Origin of the sequence: Halomonas sp. TD01 (assembly GCF_923868895.1) — a bacterium.
Lineage (GTDB): Bacteria > Pseudomonadota > Gammaproteobacteria > Pseudomonadales > Halomonadaceae > Vreelandella.
Window position 1 is genome coordinate 1,539,245 of the sequence record NZ_OV350343.1, and the last position, 26,883, is coordinate 1,566,127.

A 26,883-nucleotide genomic window follows, 5' to 3' on the forward strand; every position below is an offset into this window, starting at 1 on the left:
AGAAAAGCCCGATAGCGGGAGGGTGTGTGTCTGCGCGTCGAAATACAGCCGTCATTTTCGGCATGTTAGCCAGTTTTTCCTGCTTGCAGAGCTATAGCCAACCTGTTTATTCAGATAGCTTGGATAATTTTGCTGCACAGCTGTTATGTAGTGATAACGCTGGCTGCCCTCCCTCGCAAAGCACAGCCCCCAGTAACCCTTTGGTAATCGAAGGCACCGTTCTGCCGGATGATGCTGCCCGTGGCGTTGATGAAGAGCAGGCCTTTTTTATTCAGCAGGGCGCTTACTTAAATCAAGCGGGTGACCTGGTATCGCTTGAAGGCAGCGCTATCGTTGTAACGCTGCCAGAGCGAGGCCAATTAAAAACGGGTAGCGGAACAGCAGTAGTAACAGCGCCGCTATCTGCCCCTGTCATTATCACTATACCGAGCGAAAAAAGAGAATAATGCGTCACTACCTGAAAAATGGGAGGGCTTGGCTTTGGCTACTCTTCGTACTCAATATTGCCTACTTAGTTTATGAGTTAGCGTTTAACAGTCGCCTGGTGGATGCATCGGTTGCCCGCTTATCGAGCGGTGATATTAGAGCGCTGGAATTAGAGGGGCGGATACTGTCGGGTATCGGACTTAGCTTGCTGCTACTACGCCTGATCACATTAAAAAATAAGCCAACCAAGTTGTTTATAAAGCAGGTGACGCTGGCGATTGCCATTGGCTTCCCAGTCATGTTTTTTGGTCAGCGCATCTTAGTTGATGTATTGATTGATCGCACTTCTGCCGAGCAGCGCATGGATGCTCAGCATCTTCTCCTGATGAAACGGGGTCTTGCCACTAACTCACTGCAGTTGGAAGGTATTGTGTTTGATGAAGAAGATCTCGATTCACCTCATACGCGTAGCTTTCTTTCTGTATTAGGGCTGATGACGTTTGTCTCTCCCGCCTTTGTTGATGATCTCAAGGCAGAGGCAGAGCGCATTATTCATCAAGTAGCGACAAATGAGGCGAGTAAGGAACTGCCAGAAAGCTACCAAGCCTATGAAACGTTGCAAGGGTCTATCCGTAGTGCATGGGATGCGTATAAAACGATTTCGGATAATTATTGGGCAGCCCAGCAAGAGATCTCCAGTCACGCTGAGCAAGCCTGGTTAGACGTTCAAGAAGACCTGTTAAGCCAATGGCAAGATAATCAAATAGAAGGAAGTGAAGAAGCTTTTACTCGTCAGGTGCTGACACTGCAGCGCAGTTTGGCAACCTATTTTAATGCCCGACAGCGATGTGAAAGTGGCCGTTTTAGAAATGAGTGTATTGTCCGAGTTGAAGAGATCTACCGTGAAGAAGTGGTTGATAACTTAGGACACTATATTGCCCCCACCGACTGGTGCTATACCCCCGAAGTAGTGACCCAAAATGTCCGTCGTGGTAACCGCTTTGTTACTGAGCAGCGAACCGTTCAGCGCTGTGAAGACCTCTCTTACGATCATTTGAATGGGAAGCTAGCCACCGTTTTAGGTGCGCCTGCTTCTTATGAACACTTTGTGGCGAGTGATGACGTTGCTGCTCAGGTAAGGCAGGCAATGCTGGCGCAGGGTATTGAGCTACCCAGTGATTGGCGCGCGAATGACCGGGAGGGATTTCTTGAGGCGATTATTGCAGAGCAGTCTCACGAGATAGGCGAGCAAGCAGATCAGTCCATGCAGCAACATTTAGGTGCATCGCTACCGCTTGATTTGAATGCCGACGCCTTTATTGCCTCTCAGCCAATTCAGGACCAGTTACACGAAGCATTACAACCACGCGATCAACAGATGGTCATCACGTTGGACCTGACGCCAGAGCAGTTCAGAGACCAGATACTGTTGCCACACTATTTAGCGTACGCCGAAGCAGAGCGGCAGCGGTTATATGACGACGCACAATTGCTCGCGAATGGTCAGCCTAGAGAAGATGAAGGTAAGCAGTACGTTCGAGCGCTCATCGTGCCCCCGATTGCAATGGGCTTTTCGCTATTTTTTGCGTTAGTGAATGCGATTGGTTTGGCCGCAAGCGTTCCTGTACTGATGGATTCCAAGCGTCGCTGGTTACCCCACGTTATCAAAGTAGGTGGGCTAGTGGTCGTTGTCACTATTCCTATGCTGAGTAGTGCAGCGGTGACGCAAACCGCAACGTACCGCTACTTTAATGAGGAATTTCAGCGTTCAATGACCACCGGGGGGGCGTTATTTGCCACCTGGGTAATCCACACCCAGCCGGTGATCTATTCGATAGGGCGCTTCACTTCCTATTTTGCGCCCCCGTTGGTAAGTGGGCACTCCAACGCCATAGAGCGTCCTGGAGACGCTAAACAGGAAAGCGAAGCAACGCCTGGCTCTGCGGAAGAAGCCTCGGTAGAAACGCTGGCTGAGCCAGCCGCTCCATCCTCTTCTCCTCCCGCCGCCCAGGAAGACGGCAGCCCTATGGCTTTGCCAGATGACGGTAGGCCGTTAGGCGTGGTGCATTTAGATGCCTCGACACCGTTAGAAAGCCAACTAGCCACACTGCATGAAAACATGCCCCATCACGCGGCACTTATTGATGTCCAGCAGCTCAGTGACGGCAACTGGGCGATCCATCGTTCTCCGGTTATCACTGGCGAAGGTACCTGCCTCACCAACTTCTCAAGAGCGATGGATATTAGTCGAGTAAATAGCCTTCAGTGGCGCGCAGCCCGGCATGGCGACTGTGGTAGCGACGCGATTGCGAAACGCCCCGTTAGTATTCCTCTTGCAGCTGATTTTGCTCGTGTTATCCAGCGAAATGAAGATGGCATCGCGCTATGGGTGCATTTCCAACCTACGCTCTTGGGCGAAGTTAATTGTCATGCAGTACGTCGTGAGGCCGACCAAATTGCTGATGTGCTAGGGGCCCATCGGTTTACCGCTGCCGCCAGTACGCCACAGGTACTTAGCTGTTTTGCGCGGCATGAACGTCAGTATGGTCTTGCTTATTTCGGGCCTGAGTATGGCGAGCCCCAAGCAGAAGGGGATAGCCAGCTTCGTCGTATGAGCTTGGCAGACGTTCAGCGCCTGCGTGAGCGCGCCAGGGGTGTCGGCTATCGTCCTCAAGCCTTAACGCTATCGGAAGCAGCGTTGGAAGGCATTCAGGGCGTTCTGACCAAGGGAGACTGGCTAGTGGTTCATCAGAGCCACACCAATACAGGCGTATTCACCTTTTCACAAACTCACGACTTACGCTATGGCGTTTTTGGGGCGAGACAACTGCCAGCCAGCACGGCAGGCCAAACACTAGACGTGATAGTGACAAGGAACCACGAATGATCATGAAAAAAGCGCTGAAATGGGCGGGAGCCATCGCGGTAGGGGTAACAACATTCTCTGCTGCGCATGCTAACGATTTGGTGGTCGAACCCTTCGCACAATCAGCATTAACGGAAGAGCAAAAGCAAGCCTGGCAATATTACATTGCCCAGGAAAGTGCTCAATATGGTTGCCAATATGGCGATGATATTCGCTTGCAGGAAGATCCTCGAGGAACCTTGCAGGCACTAGCCAATGGTGACGTCATGGATCCTCTCCAGGTGACGCTACGCACGTTTCTTTTTGCCGGAGAGAACGTTCAAACGCTGTTAGCGCGCAATATGGTGATTGCGAGTATGGAGTGTAACCCTGTCTATTACTTTGATGGGGAGCTAATTGGCCATCCGGTACTGCCCTTTGAAGAGCATCTCGACATCTTGCTTTCTAAGTTAAGGCAAACACCAGAGTTAAGCGCGCACATGGAATTTTTGCGCGGTACCAAAGCAGCGGCGATTGATGCGCGTTGGTTCTGGGCGTTTTATCTATTAGATGGCGACCACTATCGGTTATTAGGCCAGAACGTTGACACTATTCAACAAGTCGCGCGCATGTTTGTCGGCAGCTTAGGCAACGTGATGGAAGAAAATGCGTTTTGGTTGATATACGACAATGTGTTTAGCCAGGGTATCTACGTTGAAAATACCAACGAGTGCCAAGGTGAGCAGGCCGAGCCTAATGCCAACATTGTGGTTGATAAAAACATTGCCTGGGAAATGGTTGAAGCCTTTTACCGAGAAGAAGGTATTTCAAGCCGGGGCAGTTGGCGGCCAGTCGTTCAGCAAGAGGGAGATGGCTATCAATTGGCTGAATCAACCGCTATCGAAGACCCCATCAACCCCTATTTTAATGTAAGTCGCCGCGTCACTATCCATCCACAGGAGTGCCAGTAAATGTATTTTAAGGCCCTATTTACCGCCGGGGTAATATCGCTGTTTTCATTGCCCACCAGTGCATTCGCTCAGGCCGCTTGCCAGGACGATGAGCGGCTCTATTCATTTGCTGACTATGTCGATGAACGCCAGGCAGGCACGTCTGAGCCTTTGCAGTTAACCGTGGCAACGTTTTTAAACCTGACGCCCAGGGCGAGGGACGTGATCGGTGACAATCTGCGCTTACTCGATAGTGAGTGTCGCCCAATGCAAGTCAGCCAAGGTGAGCCGCCATTTCGAATCGAAATGCCTTTCTCGACGCTGTATATGGGCTTTTACGATGCTGTCCTAAGAGGGGATGAAAGAACACAGCAAATTCTGCTCAATAGCTTTCGTGCTGAGCCTGTCGATCCTATGGAGTTCATTAGTTACTTTACGGTGATTGATAGCGGCAACGAAGAGCTGATGGAGCGCTTGGCAAGAAGTGCGGGAATTAATATTCACACGGCTTCTTGTGACGCTGAAACAAAGTACCTGCACTTCGCTGATCTGTTTGTACGTTTTGGTGGAAGCGTTTACGGCGAACATGGCAAAGCGTGGTTTGTCTCTGGAGGTAGAGGCCTAATCTCATCTGTAGATACTGAACTATCTCAGATTTTTACACCGCTTAATGGAAGTTATTGTAAAGTATCAAAAAATTCTGTTCTGTCAGTGGCTGAAGCTGCTGGTGCGATAACGTTCAATATTGGCACTCACAGTCAAGATATCTTAAGTGCACGCGGTAGTCACTTCATTCAAAAGCATCAAGAGTGGCTTGAACTAGGAGCCCCCGACGCCGTACCTGCCAGCCTGTTCGATTAAATATAAATTAAAAAGGGAACTAGATGAAACGTACCTATAAGCCACTGTGCACGATGCTTCTAAGCAGCGCGCTTTTGTATGCCAGCAATGCGGCAGGCTCAACAGTAGATTGGACGCCCCTGCTTGAGTCGTGGGAAGACGGCTGTGACCAGTCTGAGGAGTGGGGAGATCTACGCCGAAATCTGGTTACCTACTCAGGGGATTCGCTCTACCCAGACGTTAACAAGATTGTCCTGCCTGCTGTTTATAAAGAAGGCCTTGGGGAAATAGATTTATTTGAGCGCAACCGAGATTATAGCGGCTACCGTTTAGCAGCAAAAAACGGTGAGTACTACGGCCTGCCTGTTGAAGGCTTCGTTTTTTATCTTGGCAACTCAAATGGCATTAACGTGCTTTTGGTTGAGTTTTCAGCGCCCATTGCCGACGTGCAGGAAAGGCTTTCAAGCGTTGAATATTCCTTGGTGAATCATGACAGCGGCCCCTATCAGGCGCAGTTGATTACTGACGAAGAAGCGGGCAAAGCCATGCTGATGTGCGATTTAAGCGTTTAAAAAATATTTTAAAATTGCTTTTTAAAGCAGGTGGCTGGCTATAGCCAGCCATGCAGGTCGTAAGTTTCTGTTATAAAGGCTTTAAGTATTTAATAAGTTGTTGCATTTTATTTTATGTTCAAAATAAATACCCCATAATTAATGCCGTTACCTGCTTAATTTATATCTTTTTTGTATCTGCTGTTGACGTGAGCACTATAGAAGCGCAAGCTGATCGCAGTTGGTTAGCAAGTCGAACGTTGTCAGCAGTATCGAAGCATTTTAGCGTTGAGCCTGGTGAAAGTTTCTTGTTCTGCCCTCTGTAACTCGGGTATTTCCCCGGCATTAATTTCGCTAAATCGAGGATTTCGATCATGGCAACTGGTACCGTAAAGTGGTTTAACGACACTAAAGGCTTCGGCTTTATTTCTCCTGAAGTTAGCGGCGACGATCTGTTCGCGCACTTCTCCGAAATTCAAGCAGATGGCTTTAAATCCCTGCAAGACGGTCAGAAGGTTTCTTTTGACGTCACTCAGGGCCAAAAAGGCCTTCAAGCTTCTAATATCAAGGTTGTGGAATAAACCCCATACTGCGATATTAGCTACCGACTAACTCGGTAAGCTTAAAAAACCCCGCCAAGTGCGGGGTTTTTTGTGTTTGTTTACTTTTGCTCACTGTACTTTCATTGTCTGTGAGTTCATCCATAGCCATCCTTAGGTTGCTCTCACAAGATGACTACACCAATCACGTTTTTTGTTCTTCGGTGTGGTTCGATAAAAAACTAATATATATGGTTTTCATTTCCTTCACTATCGATTAGCTACTGCTGTTTTATCGAGCAATAACTCATTTGCATTGCTCATCTCGGATGTTGCTACGACAATAATTCAAGTGGATTTGTATACACGCAATACACGGCTGTGGAGTATCCGGTATGAAGACCTTGTCGAACATGGGGTTTGCCCTATTTGGGGCAGCGCTGGTCGCGATTAGCTATGGGCTTGCGCGCTTTGCGTTTGGCTTATTTGTGCCTGCTATTAGCGCTGACCTGGAACTGACAGCGTACTTAGTTGGCATTATCGGGGCGCTGCCGTTTATTAGCTTTGTATTGGCCACGCTGTTTGCACCACTTGCAGCAGATCGGCTTGGTGCGCGTAACTTGGCGGTACTCTCTGGTGGATTCGGTGTAGCTGGTCTTGTAATCATCAGTCAGTCGTCAAATGCCTTATCGCTCGGTGTGGGTGTGTTTATCTGCGGGATTTGTACTGGTTTGATGATGCCCGCTCTGACTGCGGCTATGCAGGCGTTGGTGAGCCGAACAATGCATGGTCGCGTTAGCTCTATTATGAATGCAGGCACCAGTATCGGCATTATCGTGGCAGTGCCTACTGTCGTTTTTCTGGCGAATGCCTGGCGCTTTACCTACTCGAGTTTTGCTGTTTTGGCGGGCTTAGGGGTTATTGCAGCGTGGTACTTTATCCCTTCGGTTTCACGGATTGTGCCGGCGAATGCGGCACCACCGCCGCCGATCACGCGACAGCAGTGGTCGCGCCTTACCCGGCTTTCTCTATTCGCTTTTGCGATGGGTTTTGTGGCTGCGCCGTACTGGTTGTTTGCTCCAGATCTGGTGGTTACCCTCGGTGCACTATCTCCAAATCAAACCGGTTGGCTTTGGTTTGCTGTGGGGGTTGCAGGTCTAGGGGGTGCCGTAGTGAGCGATTTGGCTGACCGTAATAACCCTCCTATTACGCAAGCATTGATGCTGATGATGCTGTCCTCAAGCTTAGTGTTGCTTGCTGCTAGCCCAAGTCAGCTAGGATTGGCGATGTTTTCGGCCATGGTATTTGGCCTTGCTTACATGAGCTTAACGGGACTGTATCTGATGACCGGCATTCGTCTATTGCCGGGGCGACTTTCCCTGGGGCCAGTACTGCCTTTCATGGCCTGCGCGCTTGGGCAGGCAGCAGGATCTCCGGTTGTTGGTGTGCTGGTGGACGGGTTTGGATATGCCTACGCATTTTCGGTATTTTCGGTTGTTGGCATTGTGGTGGCGATTCTATCGCCGATTTATCCGGGCCACATTGATTACTGGGCAGACTGGGCGGAGGAGAGCGTAGAAGAACAACAACAAGTGCAAGAGGAATTGCCATCCGTTGAAGAGACGGGCCTTCAGGCAGCTTATGACAACCAGTTGCTTGACGAGAATGGCGAACCCATTGAACCTGTCGCTCAAGAATCCAATACCTCCTAACCGTTGTATTGCTGAGCTAGCACAGTGGCCATGTGCTATCGGTTCCCTTTTACTTTGTACATCGCGCTATCAGCATGCCGGAGCAGCGTATCGGCATCGTCCCCATCGGCGGGATAATAGGCCATACCAATACTGCAAGACGGCATGCTGATCTCACCGAATTCTGCGCCTAGGGGCTCGGCCATGACAGTGAGAATCTGATCTACCTTACGTGTAACGGCTTCCACCGATTGGATGTCCGTCAGCAGAACAGTAAACTCATCACCGCCCATCCGTGCGACCGTGTCCGTTTCACGTAGACAGCTCTCCAGTCGTCGAGCCACTGTGCATAGCACCCCATCACCCATGGCATGTCCATAGGTATCATTAATCATTTTGAAGTCATTAATATCCAGAAAGAGTAGCGCAAGACTGCTTTGATGGCGACGGGCCGCGCTCAAGCCTGAGACCAGCCGATCATAGAACAGTGACCTATTCGTCAGTTTTGTTAGTGGATCGTGATGGGCGAGGAAGCGTAATTCCTCTTCGGCTTGCATCAGGGCTGTCACGTCCCGCGCAACGCCGATCCGAACTTCCTCGTCTTCATACCAACGGGCAGACCATAAAATGTGCACAGTGCTGCCATCCTTACGAAGGTAGCGGTTGCGGAAATCGACGTGGTGCTGACCGTTCATGACCCGCACAATGGAGTCTTGCGTGAGCGCGAGGTCGTCAGGATGCATGTAATTGGTGATTAAGGTGCCGGTCAGCTCATCAGCACGGTAACCAAGCAGTGACTCACAGGCATCACTCACAAAGAGGATCTGATTGTCTCCATCAACCACGAAGACAGTGTCCAGCATCAGATGCACCAGTTTGGGATAGAGCGATTGCAGGTCAACGGGCATAGGCTAATCCGGCTAACATGGTTCATTGACAGGTTAGTTGCCAAAGAGCGGTAAGAACCTTGGCACACCAGTAGGGCAAGGCTGTCCAGCAATTCGATCATAACTCATGACCCAATGCCTAATACGTTGACCAGACAAAGTAAACCTTTTAGCTGGTTAAGCCCACTAGTCCCATCATGAACTTAATTCCTAGTGAAAGCAGTAATAGAACACAAACACTCGAAAACCAAATGGTCATTAACCAGCCTAAGCGCTTAGCGAATGGCTCTATCTGGCTATTTGCTAGATTGCTTTATTAGTAGGTGTGCTTCATAGCAGTCTTAGTGATTAACCAAAAAATCATATCAGTTAGGAGGTGTTACGAGGCGACGACATAACAGCAAAGGGTTGGAACAGGGTTATTAGAACAGGGCTATTAGAATAGGGTTAATAGCTGTCCTAAGGTTTCCATGCCTCGTTCGCTGCGCGCGGTCCATGGATGCCCATAGCTCAATCGTACGCAGTGACGGAACTGCTGAGTTGCCGAAAAGATGGGGCCTGGCGCTAAGCTAACGCCATGATCGAGTGCCATGTTAAATAAGCGCAGTGAATCAACTTTCTCAGGAAACTCCACCCATAAAAAATAGCCGCCAGCAGGGCGGGTGATACGTGTTTGGGTGGGGAAGTAGCGATCTGCAGACGCCAGCATACTGCCTTGTTGGGTTTCTAGAGCGTGGCGGAGCTTACGTAAGTGACGGTCGTAGCCACCGTGTTGCAAATAGTCGGCAATGGCTGCCTGCGCAGGAACGGAAGGCGAAATAGTCGTCATTAACTTCAGGCGTGAAATAGCTTCGGCGTAGCGTCCACCTGCTACCCAGCCAACGCGATAGCCAGGCGCCAAGCATTTCGAGAACGAGCTGCAGTGAATGACTAACCCTTCATCATCAAACGCTTTTACCGGAGTGGGGGGGGAGTTGCCAAAGTAAAGCTCGGAGTATACGTCGTCCTCTAGCATCGGTACTTGGTGTTGCTTTAGTAGTTGATACAGAGTTTGTTTTCGTTCATTGCTTAGGCTGGCACCGATCGGGTTTTGCAGGTGGCTCATAAACCAGCAGGCTTTGATAGGCAGCGACGTCAGTCGCTCTGCTAGCACGTCGAGGTCAATTCCCTCGCGTGGATGCACCGGAATCTCTACTGCACGCAATTTCAGCCGCTCCAATACTTGCAGACTGGCATAAAATGCCGGGGACTCAACCGCCACCAAGTCCCCTGGCTGGGTAACACACTGCAGAGCTAAGTTGAGCGCTTCCATCGCGCCATTGGTAATCACCAGCTCTTCCATTGGTAACTGAATACCGCCCAGCATGTAGCGCAAGGCAATTTGCCGGCACAGGTCGATATGTCCGGTGGTCATGTCGGCCACTATCTGCTGAGGCGAAAGCTCGCGCAGGCCACGTGTCATGCTAGTGCTCAAGCGTGAAAGCGGGAAAAGCTCGGGGCTTGGGAAGGCGGAACCAAAGGGTACCGTTCGGTCATCCTGCAGTGAGTCGAGAACCGAGAACACTAGTTCACTGACTTCTACTTCCGCCGGATCGGTGGGCTGCAACGTTACACGTGGTTCGCCCAGCAAGCGCCGAGCATGTTCACGAACAAAATAGCCTGAGCGTGCCCGCGCTGTGATGAGGCCGCGATTTTCGAGCAGGTAGTAAGCTTGAAACACCGTGGAGGGGCTGATCCCATGGTGGCGGCTGGCCTGGCGAACGGATGGTATGCGCTCCCCAGGGCCAAGCACACCCTGGCGAATCAGCGTGGCTATCTCATCGGCAAATTGTTCGTAACGTTTCATGGGATAAATCGTCGGTGCATTGAGGATAGCACCAGGATACTCCATCACAGTTTTAGGCGGCACAGTGCGACTCTCTGTTGTTGGGAAATATCACTGTGGCGCATGAATGGAGCTTAAAACAGACTCAATTTTGCCAATAAAAAGCATATCAGAAGAAAATTTTATAGCTGTTTAGTCTCAACTGATATGCAATATTTCTCTAAAACTGCGCCTGTTTGTTAGTCAGCGTAGTGGGGATAGTGGTGGTTAATAATCGGCGACGCCCCTCGACCGTATGACCTCCATTCCCTCTTTTCTGGATATCGGTATGACGCAACGCATTCCATTGCAAAACCTAACCACTGAGGCAGCGGTTGAACACCACTCGCCTTCATCTAATGATTCCCGTCACCAGCCTTCTAGTAACAATCCGTCCAATAATAAGCCACCCAAGCTTGGGCATATTTATGTGCGAGAAATTGGTGGTTTTTTTCAACGCATCCGGCGCTGCTCAAACTGGTTGTTAATGGCGCTGTATTTTGTCTTGCCATGGATTAATTGGGGCGACCGGCCGCTGATATGGTTTGATCTTTCTGCGCAAGAGTTCCATATTTTTGCGGCGACGTTTTATCCACAAGACTTTATCTTGCTCACCTGGATCTTGGTATTGTGCGCGTTTGGCCTGTTTTTGATCACGGTAGCAGCGGGGCGAGTATGGTGTGGCTATAGCTGCCCACAAAGCGTTTGGACATTTCTGTTTATTTGGTTTGAGCACCGCCTGGAGGGGCCACGGCACCGTCGGATACGCCGTGATAACGCGTCGCGTACCGTTGATACGTTATGGCGTAAGGCAGCCAAACATGCGGCTTGGCTGTTAATTGCACTGGCAACGGGGGTTGCCTTTGTTGGCTACTTCACGCCGATTAGAGCGCTAGTGGTGGATTTTATCAGCCTGAATGTGCACCCCTGGGCGCTATTCTGGATCGGCTTCTTTACGGTTTTCACATACCTGAATGCGGGTTGGCTACGCCACCAAGTATGCCTTCATATGTGTCCTTACTCGCGTTTTCAGTCTGCAATGTTCGACGCTAATACTCTGATTGTTTCTTATGATGCTGCACGTGGTGAGCCACGTCGTAACCACCTTCAGAAGGGCGCTGAGGCCTCACGTATTGGTGACTGTATCGACTGTGAGTTGTGTGTTCAGGTATGCCCAACAGGTATCGATATTCGTGATGGATTGCAGTACGAGTGTATTGGCTGTGCCGCGTGTATTGATGCCTGTGACAGCGTCATGGCACGCATTAATAAACCGCTTGGCCTCGTGCGATATACCACGGAGCGCGCGTTGGAGGGTAAAGACACCCGTTTCTGGCGCCCTCAACTGATCGCCTATGCCGTAGCACTGCTCTCTATGGTGGTGCTGCTCGTTGGCTTCTTAAATACCCGTGTGCCCATTGATGTAGATGTTGCGCGAGACCGCCAAGCGCTGTTTGAAAGTACCGAAGGCGGACGCATCGTCAATTACTACAACGTAACGCTGCGCAATCAAGATACCGATCCTCACCGTTATGCGTTAACGGCATCGGGGCTGCCAGGGCTGCGCTTACAAGGCATGGAAACGATAGACGTAGAGGCTAACGAGACCCGCCACTTACGCATTGCTCTCACTGCCGATGAGGATGTTTTGACTCAACCCAGCCACCCAGTTGAGCTGCGTTTTACATCGCTGGATGACCCATCGGTAACGAATGCTAGTGAAACGCGTTTTCTGGGGCCGTCGAGTAAGTAGTCTTTACCCTAAGTTAGTGCCGCCAATTCGATGTTTTGCCCAACTATGCTGCCCTCTGAGAAAATTTAGTGGGCGGCATATGTTGTTTTTAGTGTTTGTTTCATGTTGGTGTTAATACGTTTCGCTTTTGTAGCTTGTAACTTTCTAAAGTGAAATATAACGTCTCAAGTTGGCGGTAAAACTCATCAATTTCATTGTGTTGATGTTGAGGGTGTTTCCTCTGCATCAATTAGTTACGCTATATAAATAGCAACTTGGCTAATTATCAGAGACTATATGGGAATATGAAAATTTTTTACGCATGAATCATCGCGGCATATTCCAAGGTAGAACATGGTGACATCTAACTTATTTTCGCTTGATGATTTCCCTGTAGGGTGCATGGTGACCGACTATAAACGCCGGATTCTCTACAGTAATCGCTATCTTGAGCAATATCACGGTTATTCAACGAATGAATTGTTAGGCGCTGATTTGTTTACTTTGTTGAGCAAAGCGTCGCAGATTATGTATGACACTTATATAGTGCCCATATTAGTTCGGGAAAAGCAGTGCGACGAAATCCGACTGTCAATGGTAACTCGCTCCACAAGCACGTTACCTATCGTGGTGAGTGTGCATTGCGACGATAGTGCCAATGAACGTATTTTCTGGAGTGTCAGTAGCTCTAGCCGATCTGACCAATTATTTCAGGAACTGACGGAAACCAAAAAGCTTCTTGAACAGAAGGTCTCTTTGCTGCGTACTTTATCGGATACCGACCAACTGACAGGCTTACCTAATCGCGCCGCCTTGGCCAAACACCTTGATCAGAAAATTATTGATTTAAAGAAAGATGACATGGCATTTGCTTTGGCGTTCGTTGACCTTGATGGCTTCAAGGAGGTCAATGACCGCTATGGACACCATATGGGTGACAAAATTCTTCAATTAGTCGCCAAACGCTTGGCTAGTAACCTAAGAAGCGATGATTTGATTGCCCGCTTTGGTGGTGATGAGTTTGTTATTTTTTTGAATGGCCGTTTTAGTCCCTGTTTAGTTGAGGAGTCACTTTCTCGGCTTATTAATAAACTTTCAGAGCCATTTGATATAGATTCTGTGTTGTTACAGCTCTCTGCCAGCATAGGCGTTACTCTCTATCCGCAATCGAAAGCGGTAGAGCCTGACCAGCTGATTCGCCAAGCCGACCAGGCGATGTATCAAGCAAAACTGTCAGGTAAGAATCAGATCTGCCTATTTAATGTAGATAATGAACAAGTCCAAAAAGGTAAACAATCAGAGTTAAGTGCTATTAGAGCTGCGATGGACGCTGATCAGTTTGAGCTTTACTACCAGCCCAAAATTAACATGCTCACTGGTAAAGTGCTTGGGGCTGAAGCACTCATACGCTGGAATCATCCCAGTGAAGGATTAAAAGAACCAGCTACTTTTTTGCCTGTACTGAATAATACATCGACTGGCGTGGAACTGGGACGATGGGTTATCACCAGTGCGCTTTGCCAGCTCCAGAAGTGGCTTCAACAAGGTCTGGATTTACATGTCAGCGTCAATATCGATGGGTATCATTTACAGCATTCCCAGTTTCTCCGCGATTTAAGCAGTATCCTTGCTGATTTTCCTAATCTACCAAAACAGCGGCTTGAGCTTGAAGTGCTGGAAACAAGCACTATCGAAGATGTTAGCCATGTTTACTCAGTGCTCAATGCTTGCCGAATGATGGGGATTCGTATCTCGTTAGATGACTTTGGTACAGGGTATTCCTCTTTAAGCCATCTTAGAGATCTATCAGTCGATACGCTTAAAATTGACCGGAGTTTCGTTCAAAATATGCTGTCCAGCGCTGGAGACTTAGCCATTCTTAAAGGTGTTATTGGTTTTGCGGGCGCGTTCGAATGTGACTTAGTCGCTGAAGGTGTTGAAACACTCCAGCATAGCCAGCAGCTTATTGAGCTTGGCTGCGAGTGCGGACAAGGTTATTTTATTGCCCGCCCAATGCCTGCCCATGCTTTCAAGCCGTGGGTGGAAGAGTGGCATCAGCAAGCATTTCAGAAGCAATTCAAACATCACAGTTAGTGAACGTTTGGTATATGAAATTGGCTATTTCAGTTAAGGGAGCAAAGCTTACGTGTTGACGAAGGAGCGGGTCATAGCTCGGAATAATGTAACCGTCGTTGGGGCGGGCAATAAAACACTGATGCTCGCCCACGGTTTCGGCTGTGACCAACATATGTGGTATCACCTTATCCCCCAGCTTAAAGAGCATTACACGCTGGTCATGTTTGATTATGTAGGGTCAGGTCGATCAACAATTTCTGCCTTCAGCGAGTCACGTTACAGTGCGCTGGAAGGTTATGCTCGTGATGTCACCGAGATTTGTGATGCTCTCGATCTGAGCGAGGTGCATTTTGTAGGCCATTCGGTTAGCTGCAACATTGGCTTGTTGGCGGCAATTGCCAGTCCTGAACGGTTCGCCAGCCACCTTATGATTTGTCCATCGCCTTGCTTTTTCAATATGCCGCCAGACTATCACGGTGGATTTGAGCGTGCTGATCTTGAAGAACTCGTTGGTTTAATGGATCGGAATCATATCGGCTGGGCTAATTATCTGGCACCGCTCATTATGGGGGCAGAGTCGTCTCCGACTTTAATTGGTGAGCTCTCCAGCAGCTTTTGTTCGACCGATCCGGTGGTGGCTAAAACGTTTGCAAGAGCTACTTTCTTTTCGGACTACCGGCATTTACTGCCCCAAGCGAAACACCCAGCGCTTGTGCTTCAAAGCGCAGTAGACTCCCTTGCCAACCCGGAAGTAGGTCGTTACATCCATGCACAGATGCCTAATAGCACGCTGCGTGTCATGGCAAGCGAGGGGCACTGCATCCACATGACGCACCCAGAGCTTGTCGCTCGGGAAATTAAGGCGTGGTTAGATAACTGAGTAGGCGCTAGCTTTTGAATAGAACGTGTCGCAGGTTAGTTAGAGCTTGCAGGGCAAGAGGTACTAGCTCTTGCCCTTGCTGACTCGCATAGCGTTAAAGCTTATTAAATAATCGCTTATTGACGTAAAGACGCGGTGGCATCTTGTGGGCCATGAACAACATCTTTAAGCTCAACGTGCCGTATTTCATCAATATCAGTTAACTCATCTAAATCGAAATGAATATAGTTAAGGCTGTCGTAAGAGCGTATGTGGAGATTCCGCTGCTGAAGATCGATCAATGAAGTCCAAGATGTATACTCGGATGTGTAGACGCGGTTGTTGTTAACGCCGGGGGCGGCAATATTTTCCACAGAATCATGAAAGCGGTTGTCGATGGTAATACCGCGCGGCCGATCAAAGTTATTCATTACATGTGCCAGTGTGGTAATTGCGCTATCGGCATCTTCCGCTTTTTCGGCAAACTGTGAATAGTAAACGGCGCGTACAAAGCGGCCAACCGATGTGTTCGACGCGGGGAGCCCAGCAGTGGCGATGCCTGAGTCGGGTTGGGCGAGTTTTACGCCACTAAGCTCTAGCTTTGATTGGTCAACGTTACTTAAAAATGTGTAATTGTTCATGTTGGTCATATGCCAGGAAAACTCTGGCCCATTGGTCATAACGCCTAACGGATTATCAATAATGTTTTGTTCACCGTTAGCAAATTCGATCACAATTGAGTTGCCCGAGGCGTCGTGCAACGTGTAATGGAACGGTGTTTTTAGCAACCCATGTGGTAGCAGTGAGGTTACCAATACAGGTTGTTCCTCTAGCGCCTGTTTGACTTCGTTAACTGTATCAAACTGAGAAAGCGTCCAGGCGCCCAGATCGATAGCGGCTAGCACTGCCTGAGTGTTATCCACCATATCGGCAGGTCCTTCGGTGCTTGCGAACGCTAGTACGCTGAATGTTAGCCCCTTGTCGTTAACCCCTTCAGCTACTTTCACGTCCCCTGATACTGGGTCTGGTACGCTAATCGCTACGAATGCATTTTGACCAGCAAAGTCCAGTACATGATGTTTGTCAGCTTGCGAACCAAAGGTAGTTCCTGCTGGAAAGTAAGATACCTTGTAAGGTAGCTCCATGGGCAGCTCCATGGTGCGACCCGCATAGAAGTGATCATTCGCATCGCTATATAGAAGGGAAGTGCAAGCGGATACGGTGGGCGCTATGGCGATACTGGCAACTGCGATACAAAGGGTCGCTAAACGAGGTTTAGAAAGGCGTAGCATCATATATTTCCTCACAAGACTATTAGGAGTTAACACGCGCTACAGCAAACTATAGCGTAATTTCTAAAAAATAAATTTAAGTGAACGCTAATTTTGGTAGAGTTAAATATTGATGTTGTGTTTTTAGATACTATTAAATCCTTCTCGAAAGAAAAAGTTAGTGTGTTAAATAACGAAACGACGGCCGTGTTAGCGTGTATCGTTCATCCTGAGTATCAGTTTAAAGGTAGTGCCTTTGTCGGCATCGCTTTCGACGAGCACGTCACCTTTATGCCACTGGGCAATTGAACGAACAATAGCCAAGCCTAAGCCACCTGAGCCTGCGACACCGCTTCGCGCGGGGTCGCAGCGGTAGAACCGTTCAAACACTCTTGGCAGATCGTCTGGTGAGATGACTGAGCCATGATTATGAATGTGTAACTCAATTTGGTTTTCAACGCTCTTGGTATAAATGCCGATAGGTGTTCCTGTGCGCCCATGGTGTAGGGCATTAGCAATTAGGTTGGCTAATGCCGTGCGTAATAAGTCGCGGTTGGCAAGTACGCTACCGCTGGTGTGGTTTATCAACGTGCGATCGTCGTCTTCCGCCATGCCTTCGAAGTAATCACATAACTGGGTGGCTAGCTCACCGAGATCGACGCGTTCATAGGGAATGTCGCTTGAAGGGCTTTCGGTGCGGGCTAGAAACAGCAGGCTATCGATCATTCTCGATAGGCGTTCATACTCTTCGATATTCGATTCCAGCACCTGGCGATATTCCACGTCGTTTCTTTCCCGGCGCAGCGTATGTTGTGTTTGTCCTAGTAAGTTGGTTAAGGGGGTTCGCAGTTCGTGGGCCATATCTGCTGAGTGGCGTGAGAGTTGCGAAAATCCTTCTTCTAATCGATCCAGCATTCGGTTCAAGCCTTGGCTCAGAAGGCTTATCTCTTTCGTTTCTCCAGCCACGTCCAAGCGCCGATCCAGTTGGCGAATGTCAATGCGATTGGCCTGTTCAGCCAAGCGGCTTAGCGGTTGGAGACCCTGTCGACTGACGCCCCAACCAAGCAAAAAAGCCAGTAATGCCCCAGTCACTAATGCTACCCATAGTTTAAGTCGATAGGCAGCGAGCATCTGATTTCGCTCATTCAGTAGCTTGCCGGCGACCAGAGTTAATGGCCGGCCATCTTGTTCAAGGGTGTGCCATGCAAGCCTTGCCTGTATTGGATCAGGTGTATCACTAAAGCGGACGGTCGGCGTCATCGGCAGTTCCGGTATGGGCAGATCGCTTGGGTTAACGTCAATGAGTACCTTCCCCTCACTATCAAGTATCCACAGTAGGCTGTCGCGATTGCCCAGCATGTTGGCATAGAGATGAGGGCGTTGGTGAAGCATCGCGATGCTCTCGCTATCATGGAGCAGCGCTTCCATGCGCTCTAGGCGTCCATGCAGCATTTGGTCATCGCGCCAGGCAATTTCACGAGTTAGCGAATGGTAGAGATAGGTGCCGATACTTCCCAACAGCAGCACGCTGACAAGGGCAAAGAGTAGCGATAGGCGCGTTGCCAGAGAGTTTAGCGTTGGCATTAAGTACGATCCTCAAGCACATAACCCATGCCGCGCTCGGTGTGGATTAATTTAGTGGGAAAGGGGTCATCGACTTTCGCGCGAAGTCGCCGCACAGCCACTTCGACGACGTTGGTGTCGCTGTCAAAGTTCATCTGCCACACCCGAGAGGCAATGTAGGTGCGCGATAACACTTCACCTTCTCGGTCGAGAAACAGCTCTAAAAGCGCAAATTCTTTGTTGGTGAGTGCAAGTCGTTCACCTTGGCGGGTGACTCGGCGGCGCAAAACGTCCATTGCTAAATCCGCTACACGAAAGTGTTCTCTTTCGCGAGGCGGGCTGCGGCGTAACAGCGTGCGCACTCGGGCTAGTAGTTCGACAAACGAGAAGGGCTTGACCAAGTAGTCGTCTGCGCCCAATTCCAGCCCCTTGACGCGATACTCCACGGCATCGCGCGCGGTCAAAAAAAGCACGGGTACTTGGCTTCGGCGGCGGATCAGTTGCAGTAATTGCCAGCCATCAAGGCCTGGCAGCATGACATCAAGAATGATCAGGTCGAATTCGCACTCTTCAATGTAATGCTGTGCATCGTATCCATCGCGAGCTACCTCAACAGCATAGCCCGATTCACCAAGCCCTCTGTTCAGGTAATCAGCGGTTTTTTGCTCGTCTTCTACTACCAGGATACGCATGCCGTCACCCCGCGAAATCGACAGAGTAGTCGGATCGGATGCTTTTTCACATTACAAATCTGTAATGCTGCCGTCAGGTGTTTGACGAGGTCGAGCTGTCAGGATGACGCCATCACTTGATAAGGAGATTTTCATGACATCACGACGTGCTCGCCTGCCACTGTTTGGCGCTGTCTTGTTGGCCGGTAGTGTGCTTGCCGATACCGGCCCTATCCAACAGCAGACGCTGTCGCTGGATCTGGCTAATCGCCTAGTGAATGCCACCTTGGAAGCGTGTCATGCCGATGGCCGCACTGCCGTGGTCGCAGCGGTAGATCGTGGTGGCAATCTGATTGCTTTGCAACGCGATGACAACATCGGCCCCCACAATACATTGGCCGCCCAGCGCAAAGCATTTACGTCCTTATCGACCGGCAGTACCAGCCGCGCGCTGTCTGAACATGCCCGCCAGGATCCTGAGTCGGCAAACCTAAACACGCTGGATGAATTGCTGCTGTTGGGTGGCGGTGTACCGCTCAGAGTTGAGGGAGAACTGATTGGTGCCCTTGGCGTTGCTGGGGCAGGGGGCTCTGCCATTGATGAAGGCTGTGCACTGGCTGCTATCGACAACGTAATACCCCAGTAAAGCCCACGATGATCACTATTCACGCATCACCATAAAAGGACGTTTTTATGAAAATCTTTTCTGCCCTATTTGCCGGTATGGTTCTTAGCAGCGTTGCTGCCACTGTGTTGGCGGCTGACAACCCGTTGAGCGTTCACGTGCTTAATATTCAGAACGGCCAGCCATCTCCTGGCGTTGATGTGGAGCTTGAGCGCCATACCGATACGGGCTGGGAATTGCTGGCAACGGCAACTACCGACGATGCAGGCCGTGTATCAGCCCTTTATCCCGCTGGTGAAGCGTTCTTGCCAGGCACTTACCGTGTCACGTTTGAAACCGGTGAATGGTTTGAAGCGAATGACACCGCGACGTTTTTTCCCAATGTGCCAGTACCTTTCGTAGTGGAAGAGGCCGATCAGCACTACCACATACCGCTACTACTTAGCCCCTACGGCTACTCAACGTACCGTGGGAATTAAGGTTACGGAGCAATCATTGATGAGTTGTTCTATTTATTAACCACTCTATTTATTAACCACGCTATTTCTTAACTGCTCTATTTATTAATAATCAATTTATTAGTTAACCAATTAAAACGAGTGAGAATGAATCATGAAAGTAATTAATATCGTCGCTGCCATCGCTCTTGCACTGGTCTCTGGTGTTGCATTAGCGGAGCGCGGTTCGGGTGAAGATAATCAAATCGCTTACCCAGAATCAACGTCTCAGCAGCACAGCGGTGCTATTGGGCACAATGCCTTGGCTGATCTGCCTGACCGAAATCGTTAAGCAGTTATGATATGGGCCGCTCTCGCGCGCGTTTAACGGAGGCTGTATGGCATTTCAGATGATTAATGATCGGAGCGTCGCCTATCGGCTTAACTAGACGGCGAAGCGCTCATATATCCCTCTTTCTGTCTATGACAAAGGGTGGACCAAAAGGCCCACCCTTCGCTTACATTCCCCACATCGGAACGCTACTGATTACTTCGAATTCCTAATCGGTAATTCAGAAGTGCTGTACGTGCTTGCGTCGGTTTGGTGCTGCGCTGATGAGTCAGGGTAGGCGATTTGATTTTCTTCACCAGAGCCTCGTTCGGCAAGTGCTGCACCTGACAATAAAATAAGGGCGGCGGCTGCTACTGTATTGATTAACTTCATAACTTTTAACCTCACGTTAAATAAAACGTCTCGAAATTTGCGATGACTGTTCATCGCTGTATGGACGACGAGTAAGATTGTAAGCAGGCTAACATAATTATAAAATTGATTTAAAATACACGAAACATTCTATTATTTAGAATGATTCCGGGTGCTGGGGTTGGTCACTAACGCAAAAAACGAGGTGTAGCGGATGAAAAGTTACGTGGCACCGGTGAGGCCAAACGACTGCTTTGCGTTAGGTTTCGGGTGGTAGGAGGCAAATGGTCGCGAATGGGGCAATGCACTTGCCAAGTAAGACCGAGAGGCACTTACTTGGCAAGGCAGTGATATATATGTGGTGAAGTAACGCGGTGAAGTAGTACGTTGCGCTTAGTTTAGCGTAGCTTCAAGGCGTTCGGCGCGCTCACCCGGAGCGGGGTGGCTGGAGAAGAAGCTGCTGCTGTTGCCATATTTGGCTTCCAATTTGCGTAGCGCAGTCACAGAGGCTTCTGCATTCAGGTTGTACTGCTGCATTAGCTCGATGGCGTAGTCATCAGCTTCATTTTCTTGACGTTGAGAGAACTGGGCATTCACCAGCTTCTCACCCAGCTCGCCTAGCTCAGAGCTTGAGAGTGCGGCGGCAGTGGTGCTTCCGCTGGCAGCGGCGGCTTCACGTGCGGCAGATGCTGCGTAAGCAACTTGAAAAGCACGCTTGGAGTGCCCCAGTGCCACGTGACCAATCTCATGAGCGATGACGTAACGCACTTCATCATCTGTCATTTCGTCCATTAGACCGGTGTGCAGTCGGATAGAGCCGTTGGGTACCGCAAAAGCGTTGATGTCGTCCAACTGATAGACATTGTACTCAAGGTCGTGTCCGTCGATATTTTCCCAGCCTTGGGTCAGATTTGCCAAACGCTCGGCATACTGGCTGTCACTGGCGACAAGCTGGTTCTCGGCATCAAGTTGGGCAATCGTCTGGTCGCCGAGTTGTTGCATCTGCTCGTCACTCATGGTGGCAGCGCCTGCCAAACCGGTGCCAGCGGAGATCATGCCGCCTATATCTGTACCTGATTGACAGCCGCTGAGAGTCAGTGCGGTGGCTAAACCTAAAATGCAGAATGTAGAGCGTACTAAGGGCGTTGTTTGCATCGCCAGTTCCTTTGTCGATAAATAATAGACGTTGTGAATTCAACATGGCGCTTATAAAAGCGCGCTAATTATACTGTATATCGGTATGCAGCTCTATGCTTCAAACAACGTATGGGGGCTGTCTTCATGAACAAGTGCAACATTTGGCACATCAAGTTTATCTACCCCGACTAAACGACGTTGGCCTTCAGAGTGGTGCTTGTTTAGGATCAAGGATGATCCTTCATCAACTAGCGAGCCGTTCTTATGAAGCCTGAAACCATTGCCCTTCACCATGGCTATGCACCTGATTCACAAAACGCAGTTGCCGTGCCGATCCATCAGACCACGTCGTTTTCATTTGATAACGCCCAACACGCGGCGGATCTGTTTGATCTGAAAGTGGAAGGGAATATTTACTCGCGCATTATGAATCCAACGTGCGCCGTGCTGGAGCAGCGGGTGGCCGCGCTAGAAGGCGGCATTGCGGGGTTGGCGGTGGCGTCTGGCATGGCGGCGATTACCTATGCGATCCAAACCATCGCTGAAGCGGGCGATAATATCGTTTCGATTAGCGAGCTGTATGGCGGCACTTACAACTTGTTTGCCCACACCTTACCCCGCCAAGGCATTCAGGTGCGGTTCGCCGATAAAGATGATATCGACGGCCTTGAAGCGCTGATTGACGAGCGCACCAAAGCGGTTTTTTGCGAGAGCATCGGTAATCCATCGGGTGGCGTAGTAGACCTGCAAAAACTGGCTGAAGCGGCGCACCGCCATGGTGTGCCGGTGATTGTTGATAACACCACTGCAACGCCGTTCTTGTGTCGGCCCATTGAGCATGGGGCGGATATTGTCGTTCACTCGGCCACTAAATATATCGGTGGCCATGGCACCACGGTAGGCGGTGTGATTGTTGATTCAGGCAAATTCCCTTGGGCGGAAAATGCTAGCCGTTTCTCCCTGCTCAACGAGCCAGATATCTCCTATCACGGCGTTAGTTATACCCGCGATGTGGGCGAAGCCGCTTTTATTGCCCGTGCCCGCGTTGTGCCGCTACGCAATATGGGAGCAGCGCTTTCGGCCCAAGCGGCCTGGAATCTGCTGCAGGGCCTGGAAACGCTGTCACTGCGTATTGAGCGTATTTGTGCCAACGCGTTGGCCGTTGCAAAGCATCTGGAAAGCCATCCGCTGGTCACCTGGGTGCATTATGCAGGCTTGGAAAATCATCCCGACCATGCGTTGGCCAAGCGTTATATGAACGGCCATGCCTCGGGGATTCTTAGCTTTGGTATTGAAGGGGGGCAGGCCGCTGGTGAGCGCTTCTACGATGCCCTGGCGCTGATTCTGCGTTTGGTTAATATCGGCGATGCCAAGAGCTGTTCCTCGATTCCTGCATCCACCACCCATCGCCAGTTAAATGAGCAGGAGTTAAAGGCTGCAGGCGTTACACCGGATATGGTGCGTCTGTCGATTGGTATTGAGCATATCGACGATCTGCTAGCAGATATTGATCAAGCGCTAGCGGCTTCTCAAGGGTAGAGCGCCTCTATCTCAGATGCTGTTCGCATTTTCTCTAACGCTAGGTGCTGAGGTGCCTAGCGTTATTACGTTTGTATTAGCTCTGATACGCGAACATTAGTTCTGAATAGATAGGCTCATTGAGCCAGCCAGAATCACCGCGATCAATTCCGCCTGCCGCCGGGTATCGGTTTTTTGGAACAGGTTGCGCAGATGAAAGGCCACCGTTGTCACAGAAATGCCCAACAGCTCGGCAATATCTTCCTTGCGTTGCCCTTCGGCCAAATGCATGGCGATAGTCGTCTCGGTTGGGGTAAAACCGAATAGCTCGGCAAGCAATGTTTCCGGTAGCTGAACGCGCTGGTTTGGGTCGATCAGCATAACGGCCACCGCGGGGCTATCAGCGTTAGGCGCGCCGTTGGCGAGTGAGCAGATAAACAGCATCAGGTCGCTGTGCCCGCCCAGGCGGGGAAGGCGCAGGCAGTCAGTGCTTTCAGCGCTAAGTCGATTGGCGGCTAAGCTTCTGCGCACCGCTTTATGTAGCTGCTGGCTGGACGTGTCGCTAATGTCTTCCAGGCTAGGAACGCCCCTTAATGGCGGCTTATCGAGGTTTAGCCTTAAGGCCGCTCGGTTGGTCAACAGTGGCTGGCCGTGGTTATCCAACAGCACCACACCGGCGGCCATCAGGTCGAGTGCGCTCTTGGCTGCGGCAAAGGCGTGTTCACTGATTTCACTGCGTAAATGGTGAATGCCTTGGCGCAGATGGTCGAGTTCCCGTGTGCTTTTGGCGCGCATGCGGCTAACCTGGCGCAGGCGTGCTTCTAGTGTGGCTAGCAACAGGTCGTAGTCAATCGGCTTAACCAGATAATCGTCGGCACCCAAACGTTTGCCTTCGATAATGTCAAAGCGGTCTGAAAGTGCGGTCAGGAAGATAAACGGTGTGTCCGCAAGCTCTGGAAAGCCATTGCGCACCTGCTCTAGTAAGGCATAGCCGTTTAGGCGCGGCATGGTGATATCGCACAGAATCACATCTGGCATCGACTTCAAGTGTGCCAGCGCCTCCTCTCCATCGCTGGCTTCCACTACGCGGTAGCCCGCCTCGCGCAGCTCGTCGCATAAATCTCGGCGCAATTCTTGATGATCTTCAGCGCATAGCACTAAAGGCGGGCGTTCATTCATTATGTTGATTCCTTACCACCCGCCTGCGTTTGAGTGGCGTGTTGGCCTGCTTGAGGGGCTTGGGGCAGGATGAGCTGGAAGGTAGTTGCTTCAGGAGTTGAGCTGAGCAATACCAGCTCACCGTGCTGAAGTTGGGCCAGCGTGCGGGCAATGTTGAGTCCTAGTCCAAGTCCCTGCTGGCCGGCGCTGTTAGCACCGCGATAGAAACGTTCAAAGATATGCAACTGCTCGACGTCGGGTATGACATCCCCCTGATTACTGATGCGACAGTAAGCCCAGTGTGCATCATGTGATAGCTCGACAGTGATAGGGCTTCCCTGACGAGAATATTTGCGGGCGTTGGTCAGCAGGTTATCAATAATGTGCTCGGTTAGTGCTTTATCGCAGCTTATCTGCAACGTTTTCAATTCTGGCGGAATCACCACGTTAATTAGCAGCCGAGTATTGCCGGGCACTTCCTGATGTAAGAGGCACGCCTTTCTGACCAGTTTAATCATGTCGTGGGGCTGCTGATGGCTGCTTACCTGCCCCGCGTCTAGCTGTGCGGTCAGCAGCGAGGCATCAACCAGTTCAGTCATATGAGCGACGGTATCGCGCAGACGCTGATAGCGGGCAGCACGCTCTTCTGCCGAGTAGCCCGAGTGGCGGCGCATCAAGCGCTGCAGGCCTGAATCAATCACCGCCAGAGAGGTGCGGAACTGGTGGGACACCATGGCGGCGAAACTACGGTAGAAATCACTTATGCCTCGCTCACGCTCCAGGGCGTTTTCCAAGGCAATGGCCGCTTTTTTATAGGGTGTTATATCAGCAAGGCGCATGACGTGCCCACCGGATTGCGTTCTGCGCAACGTCAACTGTCGCCACTCGCCGCCAGCCAGTTCGATATCGCACTGTGCGCTGGCTTGGTGAGGGGGGAGTGCTGCCGACGTGCTAACGCAGGTTTGGTAGAGTCTCGTTACAACATCATGCAAGGGAGTGCCGGGTGAGAAGATGCGTTCTGTCTCGGGGAGTAGCTGCGCTAAACGCGCGTTGATTAACTGTAACTGTCCATTGGCATCAAAGGCCGCAAAACCATCAGGCGCTGTGTTAATTGAATCTGCCAGCCTGCGCCGCTGATCTTCCAAGTCCTGGGTGCGTGCGCTGACAACGTCTTCCAGGTGATCAAGGTGCTGGGTAAGCGCTTCCTGTGCCTGCCGGCGTTTGCTAAGCGCCCATAGCAATAGCAGGGCTAACAGTAGGCCAGTGACCAGGATGCCCACGGCCGAGTAAATCACCTGCATTAGGCTATCGCGATAGTCGTCGAGCCGCTCACCGGTAGCTTCCCACTCCTCCGTCATGATCGCATTCGCCATGCGGTTTAATGTGGCCAGCAGTGGCTGAATGTTGCGGTACATGTCGTCCGAGGTTAACTCGTCCAGCAAGAACAGTGGCAACAACCTGTCAATCTGCGCTAACTGCTCAAGGGTGTTATCCAGTAGCGGTTCAAACCCTAAGGCTTGAATATAACGACGCTGTGGACCTTGATCCATTAGGGTTAGACGGCTGAAGAGCACATCAAGGTGTTGTTCTGGCTGAGCATCAGTGTGCCCCATGGCATGGCGATGTGCCGCTTCCTGTAGACGATGGCTTGCTAACTGGGCTTGGGTGATGACCCACAGCATGTTCTCATCAACGTTGCTGCGCATATTTTTCTCGACCCCAGAAAGACGCAGCAGAGAGAAAAATAAAAGAATGATGAACAGGCCAATGGCTACTAGCGGCAACCAGTAAATACGTGCACGAGAAGGAAAACGGATCATTCCACGGTTAGCCCGGTAAGTTGCCACACCCAGCGGTAGTCGTAGCGAATATCTTGCAGCTCTGTGTGATCGCTGCGGGGGTAAACAATCCAAAGCGGCCCTTTATCACGTGGCGTTAGGGCCTCGCCATCCATATGGGTCGCTATTAGCACATCGTATTGATAAAAGTCGTCAAGCGGGATAGCAACGATGTAGTCATTCAGCGCTGTAGCAATGACCTGTTTACCGTCGGCACCTACCCATTCCAACAGGTCACGCAGTAAAAAACCTTCAAAGTGATTAACGCCATCGGTGACAGACGTCTCAGTGGCCAAGGTATGAGTTTCGAGGTGGCTAAGCATTCGTGCATCAAACTGCGCACTATCGCCCGCATTGGTGTGACTGATGCTGCCACCAATCGCCAGAATGATAGGTTCCGAAGGCTCTGGTAATGGGCGTTCACCGAGTTGTACAGGGCTATCCGCAAGCAATTGGGTGGAAAAACCAGCGGTGGCAAACAAGCTAAACAAAAGGTGAACTAATGGCATGTCATTGTTCGCTATTGTTTGGTTGAGAGTGCGAGGTAGATATCCGCCTGATGGAATCACTCTAGCAAAGAGTTTCCCTTGATAACATCTCGTTAACACGACATGTTTACCAATACCTATCCGTTTAAACGGGGCTGAACTGCTAAGCATGCCTTAACGTTAGATAACATTTTAAGTCTGTCGATGCTGTTAG

The 26,883-nt window shown here is 50.4% G+C and carries 25 protein-coding genes; 14 read left to right on the plus strand and 11 right to left on the minus strand.

Translation table 11 applies throughout. The features are described 5' to 3' along the window. Positions 1-26: 26 nt before the first annotated feature. The 7 genes from L1X57_RS07190 to L1X57_RS07220 all read left to right on the plus strand — a co-directional run bounded on the left by L1X57_RS07190 (position 27) and on the right by L1X57_RS07220 (position 7,863). A complete protein-coding gene (locus L1X57_RS07190; RefSeq protein WP_009723038.1) occupies positions 27-446 on the plus strand; it encodes a hypothetical protein in 420 nt (139 codons plus the stop codon). Continuing rightward, positions 446-3,313 carry a hypothetical protein gene (locus tag L1X57_RS07195; protein WP_009723037.1) on the plus strand — a complete coding sequence of 956 codons (2,868 nt, stop codon included), beginning with the start codon at positions 446-448 and terminating at the stop codon, positions 3,311-3,313. The genes L1X57_RS07190 and L1X57_RS07195 overlap by 1 nt, the downstream gene beginning before the upstream one ends. After that, positions 3,310-4,242, plus strand: coding sequence for a hypothetical protein (locus tag L1X57_RS07200; RefSeq protein ID WP_009723036.1), 933 nt, complete (start codon positions 3,310-3,312; stop codon positions 4,240-4,242). Before L1X57_RS07195 ends, L1X57_RS07200 begins: the two co-directional genes overlap by 4 nt. Then, positions 4,243-5,082 carry a hypothetical protein gene (locus L1X57_RS07205; RefSeq protein ID WP_009723035.1) on the plus strand — a complete coding sequence of 280 codons (840 nt, stop codon included), beginning with the start codon at positions 4,243-4,245 and terminating at the stop codon, positions 5,080-5,082. Between the two features lie 23 nt (positions 5,083-5,105). Beyond that, the gene (locus tag L1X57_RS07210; protein ID WP_009723034.1) at positions 5,106-5,633 is read left to right on the plus strand and encodes a hypothetical protein; all 528 of its coding nucleotides are present in this window, start codon (positions 5,106-5,108) and stop codon (positions 5,631-5,633) included. Between the two features lie 353 nt (positions 5,634-5,986). Next, a complete protein-coding gene (locus L1X57_RS07215; protein WP_009723033.1) occupies positions 5,987-6,193 on the plus strand; it encodes a cold-shock protein in 207 nt (68 codons plus the stop codon). Between the two features lie 353 nt (positions 6,194-6,546). Further along, positions 6,547-7,863 carry an MFS transporter gene (locus tag L1X57_RS07220; protein ID WP_009723031.1) on the plus strand — a complete coding sequence of 439 codons (1,317 nt, stop codon included), beginning with the start codon at positions 6,547-6,549 and terminating at the stop codon, positions 7,861-7,863. A gap of 35 nt (positions 7,864-7,898) precedes the next feature. On the opposite strand, the gene L1X57_RS07225 is transcribed toward L1X57_RS07220, so the two are convergent. The 3 genes from L1X57_RS07225 to mapR form a co-directional block, all read right to left on the minus strand. Continuing rightward, positions 7,899-8,750, minus strand: a complete 852-nt coding sequence (locus L1X57_RS07225; RefSeq protein ID WP_009723030.1) for a sensor domain-containing diguanylate cyclase — start codon at positions 8,748-8,750, stop codon at positions 7,899-7,901. 148 nt (positions 8,751-8,898) lie between these two features. Then, positions 8,899-9,021, minus strand: coding sequence for a DUF2474 family protein (locus tag L1X57_RS07230; protein WP_083817053.1), 123 nt, complete (start codon positions 9,019-9,021; stop codon positions 8,899-8,901). A 144-nt stretch (positions 9,022-9,165) separates the two neighbouring features. Next, positions 9,166-10,575 carry a GntR family transcriptional regulator MpaR gene (gene mapR, locus L1X57_RS07235; RefSeq protein WP_009723029.1) on the minus strand — a complete coding sequence of 470 codons (1,410 nt, stop codon included), beginning with the start codon at positions 10,573-10,575 and terminating at the stop codon, positions 9,166-9,168. Positions 10,576-10,882: 307 nt separating this feature from the next. On the opposite strand from mapR, the gene ccoG reads away from it, so the two are divergent. From ccoG to L1X57_RS07250, 3 genes are all read left to right on the plus strand, one after another. Next, positions 10,883-12,346, plus strand: coding sequence for a cytochrome c oxidase accessory protein CcoG (gene ccoG / locus L1X57_RS07240; RefSeq protein WP_009723028.1), 1,464 nt, complete (start codon positions 10,883-10,885; stop codon positions 12,344-12,346). Positions 12,347-12,679: 333 nt separating this feature from the next. Beyond that, on the plus strand, positions 12,680-14,419 hold the full coding sequence (locus L1X57_RS07245) for a sensor domain-containing protein (protein WP_009723027.1): 1,740 nt from the start codon (positions 12,680-12,682) through the stop codon (positions 14,417-14,419). Between the two features lie 52 nt (positions 14,420-14,471). Then, on the plus strand, positions 14,472-15,281 hold the full coding sequence (locus tag L1X57_RS07250; protein ID WP_009723025.1) for an alpha/beta fold hydrolase: 810 nt from the start codon (positions 14,472-14,474) through the stop codon (positions 15,279-15,281). 116 nt (positions 15,282-15,397) lie between these two features. On the opposite strand, the gene L1X57_RS07255 is transcribed toward L1X57_RS07250, so the two are convergent. From L1X57_RS07255 to L1X57_RS07265, 3 genes are all read right to left on the minus strand, one after another. Further along, on the minus strand, positions 15,398-16,555 hold the full coding sequence (locus L1X57_RS07255; protein WP_234667992.1) for a linear amide C-N hydrolase: 1,158 nt from the start codon (positions 16,553-16,555) through the stop codon (positions 15,398-15,400). 186 nt (positions 16,556-16,741) lie between these two features. Next, entirely contained in the window at positions 16,742-18,115 is a 1,374-nt protein-coding gene (locus L1X57_RS07260; protein WP_009723023.1) for a heavy metal sensor histidine kinase, read from the minus strand. Then, positions 18,115-18,786 (minus strand): heavy metal response regulator transcription factor, encoded by a 672-nt coding sequence (locus tag L1X57_RS07265; protein ID WP_009723022.1) that lies wholly within the window; start codon positions 18,784-18,786, stop codon positions 18,115-18,117. The genes L1X57_RS07260 and L1X57_RS07265 overlap by 1 nt, the downstream gene beginning before the upstream one ends. 133 nt (positions 18,787-18,919) lie before the next feature. Here L1X57_RS07265 and L1X57_RS07270 point away from each other — a divergent pair, with 133 nt between their 5' ends. The 3 genes from L1X57_RS07270 to L1X57_RS07280 all read left to right on the plus strand — a co-directional run bounded on the left by L1X57_RS07270 (position 18,920) and on the right by L1X57_RS07280 (position 20,179). Then, positions 18,920-19,411, plus strand: a complete 492-nt coding sequence (locus L1X57_RS07270; protein WP_009723021.1) for a GlcG/HbpS family heme-binding protein — start codon at positions 18,920-18,922, stop codon at positions 19,409-19,411. A 47-nt stretch (positions 19,412-19,458) separates the two neighbouring features. Then, positions 19,459-19,869: a hydroxyisourate hydrolase gene (gene uraH, locus L1X57_RS07275; RefSeq protein ID WP_009723020.1), complete on the plus strand. Its 411-nt coding sequence runs from the start codon at positions 19,459-19,461 to the stop codon at positions 19,867-19,869. A 133-nt stretch (positions 19,870-20,002) separates the two neighbouring features. After that, on the plus strand, positions 20,003-20,179 hold the full coding sequence (locus L1X57_RS07280; RefSeq protein ID WP_009723019.1) for a hypothetical protein: 177 nt from the start codon (positions 20,003-20,005) through the stop codon (positions 20,177-20,179). Between the two features lie 195 nt (positions 20,180-20,374). Here the strand turns inward: L1X57_RS07280 and L1X57_RS07285 are convergent, their stop codons facing one another. Next, on the minus strand, positions 20,375-20,551 hold the full coding sequence (locus L1X57_RS07285; RefSeq protein WP_009723018.1) for a hypothetical protein: 177 nt from the start codon (positions 20,549-20,551) through the stop codon (positions 20,375-20,377). Positions 20,552-20,923: 372 nt separating this feature from the next. Beyond that, positions 20,924-21,685 carry a M48 family metalloprotease gene (locus L1X57_RS07290; protein ID WP_009723017.1) on the minus strand — a complete coding sequence of 254 codons (762 nt, stop codon included), beginning with the start codon at positions 21,683-21,685 and terminating at the stop codon, positions 20,924-20,926. 246 nt (positions 21,686-21,931) lie between these two features. Between L1X57_RS07290 and L1X57_RS07295 the strand changes: the two genes are divergently transcribed. Beyond that, entirely contained in the window at positions 21,932-23,206 is a 1,275-nt protein-coding gene (locus tag L1X57_RS07295) for an O-acetylhomoserine aminocarboxypropyltransferase/cysteine synthase family protein (RefSeq protein WP_009723015.1), read from the plus strand. 96 nt (positions 23,207-23,302) lie between these two features. Here the strand turns inward: L1X57_RS07295 and L1X57_RS07300 are convergent, their stop codons facing one another. From L1X57_RS07300 to L1X57_RS07310, 3 genes are read right to left on the minus strand one after another with little or no spacing between them, the layout of a single operon-like run. Next, the gene (locus L1X57_RS07300; protein ID WP_009723014.1) at positions 23,303-24,364 is read right to left on the minus strand and encodes a response regulator; all 1,062 of its coding nucleotides are present in this window, start codon (positions 24,362-24,364) and stop codon (positions 23,303-23,305) included. Further along, on the minus strand, positions 24,364-26,163 hold the full coding sequence (locus L1X57_RS07305) for a sensor histidine kinase (protein ID WP_009723013.1): 1,800 nt from the start codon (positions 26,161-26,163) through the stop codon (positions 24,364-24,366). The genes L1X57_RS07300 and L1X57_RS07305 overlap by 1 nt, the downstream gene beginning before the upstream one ends. Continuing rightward, entirely contained in the window at positions 26,160-26,690 is a 531-nt protein-coding gene (locus tag L1X57_RS07310; RefSeq protein WP_009723012.1) for a molybdopterin-dependent oxidoreductase, read from the minus strand. The genes L1X57_RS07305 and L1X57_RS07310 overlap by 4 nt, the downstream gene beginning before the upstream one ends. Positions 26,691-26,883 lie beyond the last annotated feature (193 nt).